At 74.1% G+C, this 14,247-nt stretch carries 12 protein-coding genes and 1 pseudogene; 7 read left to right on the top strand and 6 right to left on the bottom strand.

Features of this window, described 5'->3' with window-relative positions:
* The first annotated feature begins 1,231 nt into the window (after positions 1 to 1,231).
* The 3 genes from dhaK to C6376_RS38655 are packed head-to-tail and all read left to right on the top strand — an operon-like array spanning position 1,232 to position 3,291.
* Positions 1,232 to 2,224: a dihydroxyacetone kinase subunit DhaK gene (gene dhaK / locus C6376_RS38665; protein WP_107447726.1), complete on the top strand. Its 993-nt coding sequence runs from the start codon at positions 1,232 to 1,234 to the stop codon at positions 2,222 to 2,224.
* A gap of 46 nt (positions 2,225 to 2,270) precedes the next feature.
* Complete coding sequence (dhaL, locus tag C6376_RS38660; RefSeq protein WP_107447724.1) at positions 2,271 to 2,870, top strand: dihydroxyacetone kinase subunit DhaL; 600 nt, start codon at positions 2,271 to 2,273, stop codon at positions 2,868 to 2,870.
* A 7-nt stretch (positions 2,871 to 2,877) separates the two neighbouring features.
* Positions 2,878 to 3,291, top strand: a complete 414-nt coding sequence (locus C6376_RS38655) for a PTS fructose transporter subunit IIA (protein ID WP_107447722.1) — start codon at positions 2,878 to 2,880, stop codon at positions 3,289 to 3,291.
* Between the two features lie 354 nt (positions 3,292 to 3,645).
* Here the strand turns inward: C6376_RS38655 and C6376_RS38650 are convergent.
* Positions 3,646 to 4,338 (bottom strand): annotated as a pseudogene (locus C6376_RS38650) (glycoside hydrolase family 75 protein); the annotation flags it as partial.
* A gap of 426 nt (positions 4,339 to 4,764) precedes the next feature.
* Here C6376_RS38650 and C6376_RS38645 point away from each other — a divergent pair.
* Both C6376_RS38645 and C6376_RS38640 read left to right on the top strand, forming a co-directional pair.
* A complete protein-coding gene (locus C6376_RS38645; RefSeq protein ID WP_107447718.1) occupies positions 4,765 to 5,124 on the top strand; it encodes a fibronectin type III domain-containing protein in 360 nt (119 codons plus the stop codon).
* A 179-nt stretch (positions 5,125 to 5,303) separates the two neighbouring features.
* On the top strand, positions 5,304 to 5,843 hold the full coding sequence (locus C6376_RS38640; protein ID WP_107447716.1) for a hypothetical protein: 540 nt from the start codon (positions 5,304 to 5,306) through the stop codon (positions 5,841 to 5,843).
* A 22-nt stretch (positions 5,844 to 5,865) separates the two neighbouring features.
* Here the strand turns inward: C6376_RS38640 and C6376_RS38635 are convergent, their stop codons facing one another.
* The 4 genes from C6376_RS38635 to C6376_RS38620 all read right to left on the bottom strand — a co-directional run bounded on the left by C6376_RS38635 (position 5,866) and on the right by C6376_RS38620 (position 10,037).
* Positions 5,866 to 6,417: a PadR family transcriptional regulator gene (locus C6376_RS38635; protein ID WP_107447714.1), complete on the bottom strand. Its 552-nt coding sequence runs from the start codon at positions 6,415 to 6,417 to the stop codon at positions 5,866 to 5,868.
* Positions 6,418 to 6,483: 66 nt separating this feature from the next.
* Entirely contained in the window at positions 6,484 to 8,499 is a 2,016-nt protein-coding gene (locus tag C6376_RS38630; protein WP_107447712.1) for an NADPH-dependent 2,4-dienoyl-CoA reductase, read from the bottom strand.
* A 143-nt stretch (positions 8,500 to 8,642) separates the two neighbouring features.
* Entirely contained in the window at positions 8,643 to 9,011 is a 369-nt protein-coding gene (locus C6376_RS38625; RefSeq protein ID WP_107447710.1) for a hypothetical protein, read from the bottom strand.
* A 123-nt stretch (positions 9,012 to 9,134) separates the two neighbouring features.
* Positions 9,135 to 10,037: a hypothetical protein gene (locus C6376_RS38620; protein ID WP_107447708.1), complete on the bottom strand. Its 903-nt coding sequence runs from the start codon at positions 10,035 to 10,037 to the stop codon at positions 9,135 to 9,137.
* Positions 10,038 to 10,280: 243 nt separating this feature from the next.
* Here C6376_RS38620 and C6376_RS38615 point away from each other — a divergent pair, with 243 nt between their 5' ends.
* Both C6376_RS38615 and C6376_RS38610 read left to right on the top strand, forming a co-directional pair.
* Complete coding sequence (locus C6376_RS38615) at positions 10,281 to 12,344, top strand: SpoIIE family protein phosphatase (RefSeq protein WP_107447706.1); 2,064 nt, start codon at positions 10,281 to 10,283, stop codon at positions 12,342 to 12,344.
* A 152-nt stretch (positions 12,345 to 12,496) separates the two neighbouring features.
* Positions 12,497 to 13,171, top strand: coding sequence for a hypothetical protein (locus tag C6376_RS38610; protein WP_107447704.1), 675 nt, complete (start codon positions 12,497 to 12,499; stop codon positions 13,169 to 13,171).
* On the opposite strand, the gene C6376_RS38605 is transcribed toward C6376_RS38610, so the two are convergent.
* Positions 13,164 to 14,000 carry a putative protein N(5)-glutamine methyltransferase gene (locus C6376_RS38605; protein WP_216825654.1) on the bottom strand — a complete coding sequence of 279 codons (837 nt, stop codon included), beginning with the start codon at positions 13,998 to 14,000 and terminating at the stop codon, positions 13,164 to 13,166. The two genes, C6376_RS38610 and C6376_RS38605, sit on opposite strands and share 8 nt — an antisense overlap.
* Positions 14,001 to 14,247: the final 247 nt, after the last annotated feature.

Raw genomic sequence — 14,247 nt, 5'->3', positions numbered from 1 at the left:
CCCGAAGTCACGCAGCGTGATGTCCGGGTCGCTCGACGCCGACCGCGACTGGTCGGCGTTCGGCGACAACGGCGATCACCCCGCGCATTCCACCGCCGGCCTCCCCCGGCTTCGGGGCCGCTCACGACGGAGGTCACCCGCAACACCCGCCGTGCGGCCCGCAGGCACGCGGCGGCCGTCGCCCGGCTCCCACGTGGGGAGGAGCTGGGCGACTTCGCGGAGGAGGTCGCGGGGCGGGTGGACGACGCCGCCCGGCTGCCCCTGGTGCGGGCCGCGTTCGTGAAGCCGCGGCGACCCGAGCAAGAGGTGCCGGCGCTGGGCCCGTCGACGCCCTCGGGCGGCACGGCGTCGGCGTCGCGCGCCTGGACGCGGGGTCATCGGTCAGGACCGGGTGGATCCTCGACGCGAAGACGTACGCGTTCCTCGGGCAGCGGAACACCCTCGCCAAGGACCGGGACGGCCTGAGGAAGGGAACGGTGTTCGGCGGCACCGCCGTCCCGCGCCGAGCCGTCGTCGACAAGGCGGGCGAACGGCCGTAGGACCCGCGTCGCCGTCAACGCGGGCGTCGTCGCGGGCCCGCCCTACGACGGCGCCCGCGGATGCCGTGGACGGCCGGCCGTCCCGCCCCGCCACTTCGGCCGCCGCCGGCCCATGGGCTGCGGCGGCCCTCGGCGTCCCCGGGAGTTCGACGCGGGTGATGGCCGCCGGATCGTCTGCGCGGCCCTCGTCCGGGCCGCATGGATCGCTGCGCAGGGGCCCCGGTTCCGTCGCGGGCGGTCACCGTGGCACCGCACGGCGCTCGCCGCCGGCACTCCGAGCCGCTCACCGAGCGCCCGGACCCATCAGTCGCAGCGAACGCCCGGCGCGATCTCCGCTCCCGTGGGGAGCGTCCACACCACGAACCGGACGAGGCCCGGTGCCCGGAGGCACACCGCCCGCCGACCACGACCGGATGCGTCCCGGCTCGGACGGGGCGCGCCCATGACGTTCTCGCGCGTGCCCTCGGCTGCCTCAAGGCAGATACTGCCGACAGGAGCAGATCAGCCGATACGCACCCCACCGCCCGGCCGGCCTGACAGCCTGTCACCACGGTCGGCGGTGAGTCGGCGCCCCACGCCACAACCCCCTCACGACCGCCCCGGACAGCGAGGATCACGAACTGCCCATAGTCGTTCTGAACAGCGAAAACGCAGGACATCGACCCACCTGCTAGCCTCCTTAGGAGATACTCATGAAGATGCTGATCAACGTTGCGGAGACCGTGGTCGCCGACGCGCTGCGCGGTATGGCGGCCGCCCATCCCGAGCTGACGGTCGACGTCGAGAACCGGGTGATCGTGCGGCGGGACGCGCCGGTGGCCGGGAAGGTCGCGCTGGTGTCGGGCGGCGGGTCCGGGCACGAGCCGCTGCACGGCGGGTTCGTCGGTCCCGGGATGCTCTCGGCCGCCTGCCCGGGCGAGGTGTTCACCTCGCCGGTTCCCGATCAGATGCTGCGTGCGGCGGCCGCCGTGGACAGCGGGGCCGGTGTCCTGTTCATCGTGAAGAACTACACCGGCGACGTGCTGAACTTCGACATGGCCGCCGAACTCGCCGAGGACGAGGGCATTCAGATCGCGAAGGTGCTGATCGACGACGACGTGGCGGTGACCGACAGCCTGTACACGGCCGGGCGGCGCGGCACCGGCGCGACGCTCTTCGTGGAGAAGATCGCGGGCGCCGCCGCCGAGGAGGGCCGGCCGCTGGAGCAGGTCGAGGCGCTCGCCCGGCAGGTCAACAAGAACTCCCGCAGTTTCGGCGTGGCGCTCAGCGCGTGCACGACGCCGGCCAAGGGCAGCCCGACCTTCGAGCTGCCGCCCGGCGAGCTGGAGCTGGGCGTCGGCATCCACGGCGAGCCGGGCCGGGAGCGGCGGGCGATGATGACATCCGGTGAGATCGCCGACTTCGCCGTCCACGCGATCCTGGACGATTTCACGCCCCGTAACCCCGTCCTGGTGCTGGTCAACGGCATGGGCGCGACGCCGCTGCTGGAGCTGTACGGCTTCAACGCGGAGGTGCAGCGCGTGCTGACCCAGCGCGGGGTGCCGGTCGCCCGCACGCTCGTCGGCAACTACGTGACGTCCCTCGACATGGCCGGCGCCTCGGTCACCCTGTGCCAGGTCGACGAGGAACTGCTGCGGCTGTGGGACGCGCCGGTCAGGACCCCGGGGCTGCGCTGGGGCGCGTGAGGCGCAGACAGCAGTCCGGCAGACACCGACCACGCAAGGAGATCCAGTGCTCGACGCCGACTTCTTCCGCCGTTGGATGACGGCGACCGCCGCGTCCGTCGACCTCGAGGCGGACCGGCTCACCGCCCTCGACTCGCCGATCGGGGACGCCGACCACGGCAGCAACCTGCGGCGCGGCTTCACCGCCGTGACCGCGGCGCTGGAGAAGGAGGCGCCCGGGACGCCGGGCGGCGTCCTGGTCCTGGCGGGACGGCAGCTGATCTCGACGGTCGGCGGCGCCTCCGGCCCCCTGTACGGCACCTTGCTGCGCCGTACCGGCAAGGCTCTCGGGGACGCCGCCGAGGTCGACGAGCAGCAGTTCGGCGAGGCGCTGCGCGCGGGCGTCGACGCCGTGATGCAGCTCGGCGGCGCCGCGCCCGGCGACAAGACCATGATCGACGCGCTGGTACCGGCCGTGGACGCCCTCGCCGAGGGCTTCGCGGCCGCCCGGTCGGCCGCCGGGCAGGGGGCCGTGGCGACGACGCCGCTGCAGGCGCGCAAGGGCCGGGCCAGTTATCTGGGCGAGCGCAGCATCGGCCACCAGGATCCGGGTGCGACCTCGGCGGCGCTGCTCGTCGCCGCCCTCTGCACGGCCGGCGGGGAGTGAGGCGACGATGAGCGACGACGACAGGACGGTGGGCGTCGTGCTGGTCTCGCACAGCGCGGAGGTGGCCGTGGCCGTGGCCGAGCTGGCACGAGGGCTCACGGGCGGCGGCGCGGCCGTCCCGGTCGCCGCGGCGGGCGGCACGGAGGGCGGGGGGCTGGGCACCAGCGCCGAGCTGATCTCCGCCGCCGCGGCGTCGGTCGACCGGGGCGCCGGGGTCGCCGTCCTCGCCGATCTGGGCAGCGCCGTCCTCACGGTCAAGGCGCTGCTCGCCGAGGGCGGCGAACTGCCGGACACGGCGCGCCTGGTGGACGCCCCGTTCGTCGAGGGCGCGGTGGCCGCGGTCGTCACGGCGGCTGCGGGCGGCGACCTCGACGCGGTGGAGGCGGCGGCCGCGGACGCGTACACGTACCGGAAGGTGTGACAGGGGCGAGTCGAGCAGGGGGCGGGCGGTGTCCGCGGCCCGCCCCCTTGCCGCTCACTCGCCCCTCTGGCCTTTCTCGCCCCTCTGGCCTTTCTCGCCCCTCTGGCCCTTCTCGCCCCTCTGGCCCTTCTCGCCCCTCTCCTGTCCCTTGCCGGTCCCGCCCGTCACGGATTCCCGGCCCGGCCGCGGTCCCGAGGCGTTCCGCTCCGGTGGTGTCCCGAGGCCGCCGGTGACGTCCGGGCCCCAGTCGTCCTCACCGCCCGACGGCCGGACGGCCGTCGTGTCGTCCCCGCCGTCCTCGCCGTCCCACTCCGTGGCCGGCGGCGATCCGCCCGCGCCCGCGTCCGCCGGCTCGACGAACTGCCGGGCGAGCCGTTCCCCGACCGCCACGGCCGACGCGTGGCTCTCGATGGGGGTCGCCCTGGAGTTCTTGAACACGATGTACGTGACGCCGGAGGGCGCGCCGCCGCCGCGCGGGTCCGGGCGGATGCCGAGCGCCTCGGCTGCGGCGTACGAGGCCTCGCCGATGATCTCGCGCGGTCCGGTGTCGCCCACCACCGCGTACGCCACCCGGTCGCGGTAGACGACGGCGGCGACGGATCCGCCGCGCACCCCGTGGTCACGGTGGTCCCAGACGTCACTGGCGCCCGGCACCACGATGTAGGGCAGGGAGTCGGCGCTGAGGTAGCGGCCGTCGGACTGCTGGAAGGCCGTGGTGCCGGAGAACAGCGGGTCGGTGCCGCTGTTGCAGTGCGGCCCCGGCCGGCCGTCGCAGTCGATGTCCATGTCGGCCGTCCAGAAGACCGCCTCGTCGGTGCCGCAGACCGGGATCGTGGCGGCCGCGCCCTCGTCCGCGCGGTAGCGGCCTCGGGAGACGGGAGCGCAGTCGCGGACCCGGGACAGCAGGTCGGCGGCGCGGACGGAGCCCTCCTGGCGCGACGCCGGGGCCCCGGGGGCGCCCGCGGACGGCCGCACGGCGGTGGGCGGGGTGGTCGGGGCCAGCAGGGCAAGGCCTGCCACGGCCAGTGTCAGCGACTGGACGCGCACGGTTCGGGACCCTCTCGTGGGGGCGTGGACGGACGCACTTCGACGGGCACTCGGAACAATCTGGTGTCGACTTGAGCACGCGGCCACTCCGAGAGGGCCGTACGGGGACGACTGCTGACGGACCGACAGCGCGACAGGGCCCGGGGGGCCGGGGCGCCGCTGTGCGGTTCCGGGCCCCCGGGCCACCGCGCCGGCGCGGGAACAGCGACGACAGCGGACCGCGCCGTCGGCGTGAACTCGTCCGACTGGAGGGAGAGTTCGGCCGGGACGGACCTCAGCATACGTACTTTCCGCGGGCGGCCGTTGAGGCCGGCCCGGACGGCCGCCCGCCACCGCCCTCTTGATGTGCTCGCACCGCCGCGCCCTGTTGGTCCGGACCACTGCCGCCGTCCGGGCAGGGGGCGACGCCGTGCGACGTGTCGCGCCGTGGGTGACGGACTGCACCCCGGTGTCGGTCCTGTCGAGCGGCTGCGCCGTCGGCGCGGCCCCGACGCCGGTCCGGCGCCCGGCGCCCCGACCGGTGTGACCGCGGCGGCCGGCGGCGCGACGAGCGTCCATGTCATATGGAACGCGGTCGCGGCCGATCCCGGGATCGGCGCGTACGAGGTGTACCCGGGCGCGGAGAAGGCCGGGAACGTGCCCGGCGCCGCGCCCCCGCCGGACGTCGTCCGGCTCGCGCCGTCCACCGCGTACGTCTTCACGGTGCGGGTGCGGGCCCGCCTGCCGGACGGAGGCTGGGGCGCGTTCTCCGCGGAGTTGACGGTGCCGACCGGCCCCGGGGCGTGACGCGCACCGGGGCCGGTCGGCACCGGGCCGTCCGAAGGAGTCCCTCACCCAGTCGGCGGCGATCCGCGTGCGGGGCGCCTCCGGAGGGCGTTGGCTGCCACTGAGGCAGCACGGACGAACCCGATCCTCGGCGGCGCAAGGGATGTACCGCCAACCGTGCCGCCGCCGGAGGACATCCCATGCGCATTTCCCGTCTGTTCGTCAGCTCAGGACTGGGCGTGGCGGCCGCCGCCGCGCTGCCCCTCGCCCTGGCCGCCGGGCCCGCCGCCGCCCGGGCGTCGGGCATCTCGGTCAGCACCACCGGCTCCATGGTGTCGGTGGTGACCAGCGCCTGCACCCAGATCAACGGCAGTTGGGGCACCGCGGCACTGCTCACCAGCGGCCAGGGGAGCTTCGCCCAGGGGCGCCAGGTGGCCCTGTCCGGGACGGCCGCGAGCCAGTCGGCCGCCTGGTCGGCGGTCTCCCCGGGCACGTACACCGTCGTGGTCATGTGCTCCAACGGCAGTACCGCGGGCACCCAGTCCGTGATCGTCTCAACGCCGTCCACACCGGCGCCCACCCCGACGACCTCGCCCTCGCGCGGCGTCATGGGCGGCCTCGGTGGTGCGGCCCGTGACTACGGCACCGTCACCATGGCGGTGGGCGGGGCGCTGGTGGGGGCCGGCGTCATCGCGGTCGCCTGGTTCCTGCGCCGGCGCTCGAAGCCCTACCGGCTGTAGTCCGAGGTCTTCGGAGCGGGCCTCAGCCGGGTTCGCCGTCCACGACGGGCAGGTTCGCCAGGGCCTCGGTGAGCCACCCGGTCCAGAAGGTCTCCAACTCGATGCCGGCGCGCAGGACCAGGTGCTGCAACCTGGCCTGCGCGCTGTCGGCGTCGGCCGGGAAGTCGCGCTGCTCGATCTCGTGGTACTCGGCCAACTGCCTTCGGTGCAGCTCGAGATGACGGCGCAGATCGGCGTCGAGACCGGCGGTGCCGACGACGGCCGCGGCCCGCAGCCGCAGCAGCAGGGCGTCGCGGAGCGGCTTCGGGTCCTGCGCGGCGGCCGTCCACCGGGCGAGTTCGGCACGGCCCGCGGGCAGGACCTCGTAGGCCTTCTTCTGCCCGCGGGCCGGCTGCTCCGCGGGCAGGGCCCGGATGTGCCCCTCGGCCTCCAGTCGTCCCAGCTCGCGATAGATCTGCTGGTGCGTCGCCGACCAGAAGTAGCCGATCGACTTGTCGAACCGGCGGGTCAGATCCAGCCCCGACGAGGAGGGCCGCTCGAGGAGGGCGGTGAGGATCGCGTGCGGGAGTGACATGCAGTCATCCTAGGGACGGCCGAGGACGGTCCAGGACACTCCCGGACCGTCCCGCGCGGTCCGGGCCTACAGCGCCGCCGCCAGTTCGGTGCCCTGCTGGACGGCGCGCTTGGCGTCCAGTTCGGCGGCCACGTCCGCGCCACCGATGAGGTGCACGCTGCGGCCGGCGGCCACCAGCGCGTCGTAGAGATCGCGGCGCGGGTCCTGACCGGTGCACAGCACGACGGTGTCGACCTCCAGGACCGTGCTCTGCTCGCCGACCGTGACGTGCAGCCCGGCGTCGTCGATCCGGTCGTAGCGCACGCCCGGGACCATGGTGACGCCCCGGTGCTTGAGCTCGGTGCGGTGGATCCAGCCGGTGGTCTTGCCGAGGCCGGCGCCGACCTTGCTGGTCTTGCGCTGGAGGAGGTGGACGGTGCGCGGCGGGGCGGGACGCTCGGGGGCGGCGAGACCGCCGGGGGCCCGGTAGTCCATGTCCACGCCCCACTGCCGGAAGTAGGCCGCGGGGTCCTCGCTCGTCGTGTCGCCGCCGTCGGTGAGGAACTCGGCGACGTCGAAGCCGATGCCGCCCGCCCCGAGGATCGCGACGCGGTCACCGACGGGCGCGCCGTCGCGCAGCACGTCGAGGTAGCCGACGACGCTCGGGTGGTCGACCCCGGGGATGTCTGGGGTGCGGGGGCTGACGCCGGTGGCGACGACGACCTCGTCGTAGCCGGCCACGTCCTCGGCGGCGACGGACGTGTCCAGTCGTACGTCGACGCCGTGCGCGTCGAGCTGGTGGCGGAAGTAGCGCAGCGTCTCGTCGAACTCCTGCTTCCCGGGGACCCTGCGGGCCACGTTCAGCTGGCCGCCGATCTCGCTCGCGGCGTCGAAGAGGGTGACGTCGTGGCCGCGTTCGGCGGCGCTCACCGCGCACGCCAGACCGGCCGGGCCCGCGCCCACCACGGCGACCCGCTTGCGCAGCCGGGTCGGGGCGAGGACCAGCTCGGTCTCGTGGCAGGCGCGGGGGTTGACCAGGCAGGAGGTGATCTTCCCGCTGAAGGTGTGGTCGAGGCAGGCCTGGTTGCAGCCGATGCAGGTGTTGATCGCCTCGGGCGTGCCCGCAGCGGCCTTGTTGACGAAGTCGGGGTCGGCGAGCATCGGACGGGCCATCGACACCATGTCCGCGCAGCCGTCGGCGAGCAACTGCTCGGCCACGTCGGGGGTGTTGATGCGGTTGGTGGTGACGAGGGGCACCGAGACCGCGCCCATCAGCTTCTTCGTCACCCAGGTGTAGGCGCCGCGGGGCACCGAGGTGGCGATGGTGGGGATACGGGCCTCGTGCCAGCCGACGCCGGTGTTGATGATGGTCGCGCCGGCGGCCTCGACCGCCTTCGCGAGGGTGACGACCTCGTCGAGGGACGATCCGCCGGGCACCAGGTCCAGCATCGACAGCCGGTAGACGACGATGAAGTCCTCGCCGACCGCCTCGCGCACCCGCCGGACGATCTCGACCGGGAACCGCATCCGGTTCTCGTAGCCGCCGCCCCAGCGGTCGGTGCGGTGGTTGGTCTGCGCCGCGATGAACTCGTTGATGAGGTAGCCCTCGGAGCCCATGATCTCGACGCCGTCGTAGCCGGCCTGCCGGGCCAGACGGGCAGTGCGGGCGTAGTCGTCGATGGTCCGTTCGATCTCGGCGTCGGTCAGCTCGCGGGGGGTGAACGGGCTGATGGGGGCCTGGAGCGGGCTGGGCGCGACCAGGTCCCGGTGGTAGGCGTACCGGCCGAAGTGCAGGATCTGCATCGCGATGCGGCCGCCCTCGCGGTGCACGGCGTCGGTGACGAGCCGGTGCTGATCGACCTCGGCGTCGGTGGTGAGCTTGGCGCCGCCCTCGCCCGGCCGCCCTTCGTCGTTGGGGGCGATGCCGCCGGTGACGATGAGGCCGACTCCACCGCGGGCCCGGGCGGCGTAGAAGGCGGCCATGCGCGCGAAGCCGTTCTCGGCCTCCTCCAGACCTATGTGCATCGAGCCCATCAGAACGCGGTTGGGCAGCGTGGTGAAGCCCAGGTCGAGGGGGCTCAGCAGGTGGGGGTAGCGGCTCATGGCAGGCCTCCGTGCGCGGCGGTTGGTCCCTCAGTTCTAGAGGACCGCGCACGGTTTATGCAACTAGTTGCACAATCAGGTCCGGGTGATGTGCCGCAGGTCACCGGCGACGCAGTCGCGGCGGGCCGGCGGCGGACTCCGCCTCAGCGGCTCCCGAGCAGGACGTGCAGCTCGCGTTCCTGGTCCCCGGAGGCCGAGGAGAGGTCGCGCACCGCGAACACCGAGTCCAGCGTGGAGCGCAGCCGTTCGATCGCCCAGTAGCTGCCCTGCGCGTCGGCCTCGACCGTGGACGAGAGCCGGGCCGGCTCGGCGCAGTCGCGCGCCTCGGTCACTTCGAAGGTGCCCAGCCAGACCATCGGCCGGCTCTCGTGGAGCTGCTGCGGATCCTCGCCGCTGCCGCGGTCCGACTCGAAGCAGGCGTTCAGCGTGTCGAACACGATCCGGGCGTCCTCCTTGGTGCATCCGCTGATCTCGACGGAGACGGATTCCTCGTGCGATCGCTCGCGATCCATCGTGATCGCTCCTCTCGTGGCGGTGGCGCGGCTGTGCGGGTTCCCCGCGAACCGCGCCACATCCCCAGAAAAGCACCACTTTCCGAGCGGGACCAGCGACGGAGGAGGTCGCCGGCCCCGCGCTCAGCCGCGGGTGAAGCGATAGGTCTTGCTGTCGGTGAGCACGCAGAAGCCCGGTGAGACGACGATCACCCGCAGGGTGCCTGTCCTGCGGTCGTAGTCGATCCCCTCGGCCTCGAAGGACCCGGAGCACGAGCTGCGCAGCGGCAGCTGGCGCAGGGCCGTGACGTGACCGGTGACGTCCGAGGCGCCGCCGGGCGCGGCGGACAGATCGATCCGCAGGAGGGGCTTGGTGATGCCGAAGAGCGTGCCCGCGGGGTCGTCGGAGGCGCACAGCAGGGTGGTGGGACCGGTGAAGTCGCACCCCTGGACGTCCCGCACCGCGTGGTCCAGACGGACCGTCGACGCCTGGGGCAGGTTGGCGGAGGGCGAGGTGGCGGCGTTGGCGCCGGGGGTCGGGAAGACGAGGAAGCGGGTCATGGTGCCCCACTCGCCCGACAGCATCCACTGGCTGTCCGGGGTGATCGCCACCCAGGAGTTGTTCAGCGCCTCGCCCGGGCTCAGCGCGTGGACGTACTCCGACCACGCGCCGCCCGGCGCCTGGACGCGGTACATCTTCGAGCCGGACGAATCGCTCTGGTACGGCTCCACGTAGTAACCGCCGTAGGAGGCGTCCGGGTCGCCGACGTGGTTCCAGCCCCGCACGGACAGACCGATGGGGATGGTGCCGATGCCGGTGTAGCGGTTGGCGCTGTTCGCCGGCGCCTCGACGGAGGTCAGCCCCTGACTCTCGGTCAGCGGATCGGCGCGATCGGAGCCGACCTCGGTCCAGGTGTCGGCGGCCGCGGCGGGCGGGGCCGCCGAGAGGGCGGCGACCGTCGCGACGGCCAGCGCGAGAGCGGCGACGCGGGCGGTGCGGGCGGTGCGGGCCAGGGGGGTGCGGCGGCGGGCAGGGCGCAGGGGCATGGGTCTCCTCGTCGAGGGGGGTGGGCGCGCTCGGCGGACAGTCTGACCCGGCCTCGATGGGCATGTACAGACCAAACGCAGGGACGGGTCCGGACCCTGAGGAGAACAGCGCGCGAAGCCGTACTGGAGGAGCATGGAGAAGGGCCGCCGAAGGCGTGGGAGAAATGGGTTGAGCACGGTAGAACAGGGGGAGTCGGCACGGGGGACGGCGTGCCGCGTCGACGTGCGGAGGCGGTGCGTGGCATGAGCGAAGCCGGATCGTCCGCAGCCCACGGCGGCCCGAGCGGGCCCAGCGGGCTGCTGGACATCCTCAACGTGGCCTCGGTGGTCCTCGACACCGAGGGCCGTATCGCGCTCTGGAGCCCCCAGGCGGAGGAGCTGTTCGGCTACTCGGCGCAGGAGGCGCTCGGGCGCTTCGCGGCCCGGGTGATGGTCCACGAACGGCACGTGGACCTCGTCGTGAAACTGTTCGCGGACGTGATGGCCACCGGCCAGAGCTGGGCGGGCGCGTTCCCCATCCGGCGCAAGGACGGCACCACCCGGCTCGTGGAGTTCCGCAACATGCGGCTGATGGACGACCGGGGCCGGGTCTACGCCCTCGGTCTCGCCGCCGACCAGACGACGGTGCGACGGCTGGAGCGGGACGTCGCCCTGTCCACCCGCATGGTCGCGCAGTCCCCCAACGGCCTCGCCGTCCTGGACACCGACCTGCGGTACGTCTCCGTCAACCCGGCCCTGGAACGCATCAACGGGCTGCCGGCCGAGGAGCACATCGGCCGGACCGTCCGCGAGGTGCTGCCCCGGCTGGACGCGGACGCCCTGGAGGCCGCGGCCCGCCAGGTGCTGGAGACCGGGGAACCCCTCGTCGACCGGTCCACGACCGGCCGCACCCCCGCGGACCCGGACCAGGAGCACGCCTGGTCGCTCTCCCTGTACCGCCTGGAGGACGCCCGCGGCACGGTGCTGGGTGTGGCCGTCTCGGTCAGAGACGTCACCGACCGGCACCGGGCCGCCGTGGAGGCCGAGGCGGCCCGTCGCCGGCTGGCCCTGATCGCCGACGCCTCCACCCGCATCGGCACCACCCTGGACCTGGAGCGCACGGCACGCGAGCTGGCCGACGTGGCCGTGCCGGAGCTGGCGGACGTGGCCGCCGTGGATCTGCTCGACGCCGTGGTGGCGGGCCGGCGCACCAGCCTCGGGCCCGCCGAGTCGGCGGTGATCCGCGCCCTCGCGGTACGGGCCGTCGACGAGCCGGACGCGCTGCGGGCGGCCGACCAGCCCGGACAGGTGGCCCATTACGCGCCCGACCGCCTCGTCACCGAATGCGTGCGCTCCGGCCGCCCGGTCATGGTGGCCCACGTCGAGGAGGACGATCTCGGGCGCATCGCCCGCTCCCCCGACGCGGTCGGCCCGCTGGCCCGGGCCGGCGTGCACTCCTACCTCGCGGTGCCGCTCATCGCGCGGGGCGAGGTGCTGGGCGCCCTCGATCTCAAACGCACCCGCAACCCGCTGCCGTTCAGCCGCGACGACCTGCTGCTCGCCCGCGAGCTGGCGGCCCGCGCGGCCGTCCAGATCGACAACGCCCGCTGGTACCAGAACGCCCGCACCACCGCGCTCACCCTCCAGCGCAGCCTGCTGCCGAGCCATCCGCCCGTCACCGGCGGCCTCGAGGTCGCCTCCCGCTACCAGCCCGCGGACGCCACCACCGAGGTCGGCGGCGACTGGTTCGACGTCATCCCGCTGCCGGACGGCAAGACGGCGCTCGTCGTCGGCGACGTGATGGGCAGCGGCATCGACGCCGCCGCCGCGATGGGCCGGCTGCGCACCGCGACGACGACGCTGGCCTCGCTCGCCCTCGACCCGGCGGTGCTCCTGGAACACCTGGACCGGATCACCCAGGGCCTCGACCACTCCATCGCCACCTGCGTGTACGCCGTGCACGACCCCCGGCTGGGGAGGTGCCGGATCGCCAACGCCGGGCATCTGCCGCCGGCCCGGGTGCGCCCCGGGCATCCGCCGGAGCTGCTCGACCTGCCGACCGGCGCGCCGCTGGGCGTGGGCGGCGTGGCCTTCTCCACGACCGACGTCGACTTCGCCGCCGGTGACCAGCTCGTGCTGTACACCGACGGCCTCGTGGAGACCCGCACCCACTCCCTGGACGAGCGTCTGGAGGCGCTGCTGGCACTGCTCGACGACCCCGCGCGACCGCTGGAGGAGGTCTGCGACCTGCTGCTCAGCGCGTTGCACCACCCCGACAACCATGACGACGTGGCCCTGCTGGTGGCGCGGGCACTGCCTCGGCGGTAACGGCCCGGGGTGGCCGCGAGCGGAGGGACCGGGCGCCCCCCGGCCGCGCCCGATTTCAGCTTTTCGTTACCGGCTCCTTACTCGTCTCCCCGGACAATCACAGGGAGGCGTGTCCGAGACGCCGCCGTCGTGGCCGAGGAGCGTGAGCCGTGATGCAGCAGCCCGACAAGCCGGATGAGACCGAGGTGCTCTCGGGGCAGGCCGACGCCGACGAACACAACCACTCCGGCCTGAGCACGCCGTGGCGGCGCCGGTCGCCCCGCGCGCGGGCGGTGATCGCGGCGACGGGCGTCGCGGTGCTGGCGCTCAGCGGCACCGTCGCCTACGCGGCCGCCTCGGGCGACTCCGGCGGCCCGCCTTCCGCGTCGCCGCACTCCTCCTCGCAGGGGCCCGGCGAGCGGCACGGCCACGGCGGCCGGTGGTTCGGCTCCGGCGGCGACGCGGCCCACGGCGAGGCGACCGTGAAGGACCCGGACACCGGCGACTGGGTGGTACGCGTCTGGCAGCGGGGCACGGTGCAGAAGGCGGACGCCGACCGGATCACCGTCCGGAGCGAGGACGGCGCCTCGTGGACCTGGAAGCTCGGTCCCGGCGCCACCGCTTCCCCCCACGGTTCCCCGGGAGCCGCCGCGCCGAAGACGGGGGACACGGTGTCCGTCGTCGGGTCCCGCTCCGGCGACGCCTACACGGCCGACCGCGTGCTGTCCGGCTCCCCCGGCGAACATCGCCGGGACGACCGGCACGGCGGCTTCCCCGGGCACGGCCCGTGGGGCCGCGGGGGCGACGACCGCTCCCCGGGCCCCGTGGACCGTGGAACGGCTAACTGACCCGGGTCCCGACGACGACTTGGGCGTACCGCTCCTCGTCCCGCGCCACCCGCACCGTCAGACCGCCGCGGGCGAACGCCTCGACCGCGGCCGGCGCCTGACGCTCACCGGTCTCCACGAGCAGGCAGCCGCCGGGGGCCAGCCAGCGTCGCGCCTCGGCGGCGACCCGGCGCAGCACATGCAGTCCGTCGTCGCCGCCGTCGAGGGCGGCGAGCGGCTCGTGCTCGCGGGCCTCGGCCGGCAGCAGCGGGACCTCGCCGGTGGGGACGTACGGCACATTGGCAGCCAGGATGTCGATCCGGCCGCGCAGCCCGTCCGGCAGCGCCATGAACAGGTCCCCCGTGTGCACGTGTCCGCCGTGGTCCGCGATGTTGCCGCGGGCGCAGCGCACCGCCGCCGGATCGATGTCCGCGGCGTGCAGCTCGACCTGCCCGAGTGACGCGGCGAGCGCGGCGCCGACCGCGCCGGAGCCGCAGCACAGGTCGACGACGACGCGGGCGTGCGGCGCCGCGGCGAGCGCCTGGTCGACGAGGAACTCCGTGCGACGGCGGGGCACGAAGACGCCCGGCTCGACGCGGACGCGCAGACCGTGGAACTCGGCCCAGCCGACGACGTGTTCCAGGGGCAGCCCCGCGGCGCGCCGTCGCGCCATGGCGGCGGCCTCGTCCGGTGTCCGGGCGGCGGCGAGGATCAGCTCCGCCTCCTCCTCGGCGAAGACGCACCCGCCGGCCCGCAGAACGGCGACGAGGGCGTCACAGGAGAGGACGGGCGACGAAGGGGAAGAGGAGAGCGGCGAGGAAGCCGCCTCGGGCGGGAGGGACGAAGACATGGGAGGCATGAAGCCAGGGAGCCTTTCGGGATCCGAAGGGCGCTCCCTCGACCGCCTACGAACGGCGGCTGACGCCGTCACGGGAGGAGAGCACCCGACCTGACACTGCGGTAATGGGTCTCACCCCCTCGCCCTCGCGCGACTGGGGACCTCCGCAGCCGGACGGCCACCCTACCCCAACGACGAGCCGCTCCCCGGAGCGTCGGGCCCACTCCGAGTTGTACTGTGCAACCAGACGGTGCGGGAG

It is taken from the genome of Streptomyces sp. P3 (genome assembly GCF_003032475.1).
Lineage (GTDB): Bacteria > Actinomycetota > Actinomycetes > Streptomycetales > Streptomycetaceae > Streptomyces.
This window is presented reverse-complemented; position numbering and strand designations above follow the sequence as displayed.

Coding starts and splice junctions, on each gene's coding strand:
- dhaK (WP_107447726.1), top strand. CDS start 1,232: ATGAAGATGCTGATCAACGTTGCGGAGACCGTGGTCGCCGACGCGCTG.
- C6376_RS38655 (WP_107447722.1), top strand. CDS start 2,878: ATGAGCGACGACGACAGGACGGTGGGCGTCGTGCTGGTCTCGCACAGC.
- C6376_RS38640 (WP_107447716.1), top strand. CDS start 5,304: ATGCGCATTTCCCGTCTGTTCGTCAGCTCAGGACTGGGCGTGGCGGCC.
- C6376_RS38635 (WP_107447714.1), bottom strand. CDS start 6,417: ATGTCACTCCCGCACGCGATCCTCACCGCCCTCCTCGAGCGGCCCTCC.
- C6376_RS38630 (WP_107447712.1), bottom strand. CDS start 8,499: ATGAGCCGCTACCCCCACCTGCTGAGCCCCCTCGACCTGGGCTTCACC.
- C6376_RS38625 (WP_107447710.1), bottom strand. CDS start 9,011: ATGGATCGCGAGCGATCGCACGAGGAATCCGTCTCCGTCGAGATCAGC.
- C6376_RS38620 (WP_107447708.1), bottom strand. CDS start 10,037: ATGCCCCTGCGCCCTGCCCGCCGCCGCACCCCCCTGGCCCGCACCGCC.
- C6376_RS38615 (WP_107447706.1), top strand. CDS start 10,281: ATGAGCGAAGCCGGATCGTCCGCAGCCCACGGCGGCCCGAGCGGGCCC.
- C6376_RS38610 (WP_107447704.1), top strand. CDS start 12,497: ATGCAGCAGCCCGACAAGCCGGATGAGACCGAGGTGCTCTCGGGGCAG.
- C6376_RS38605 (WP_216825654.1), bottom strand. CDS start 14,000: ATGTCTTCGTCCCTCCCGCCCGAGGCGGCTTCCTCGCCGCTCTCCTCT.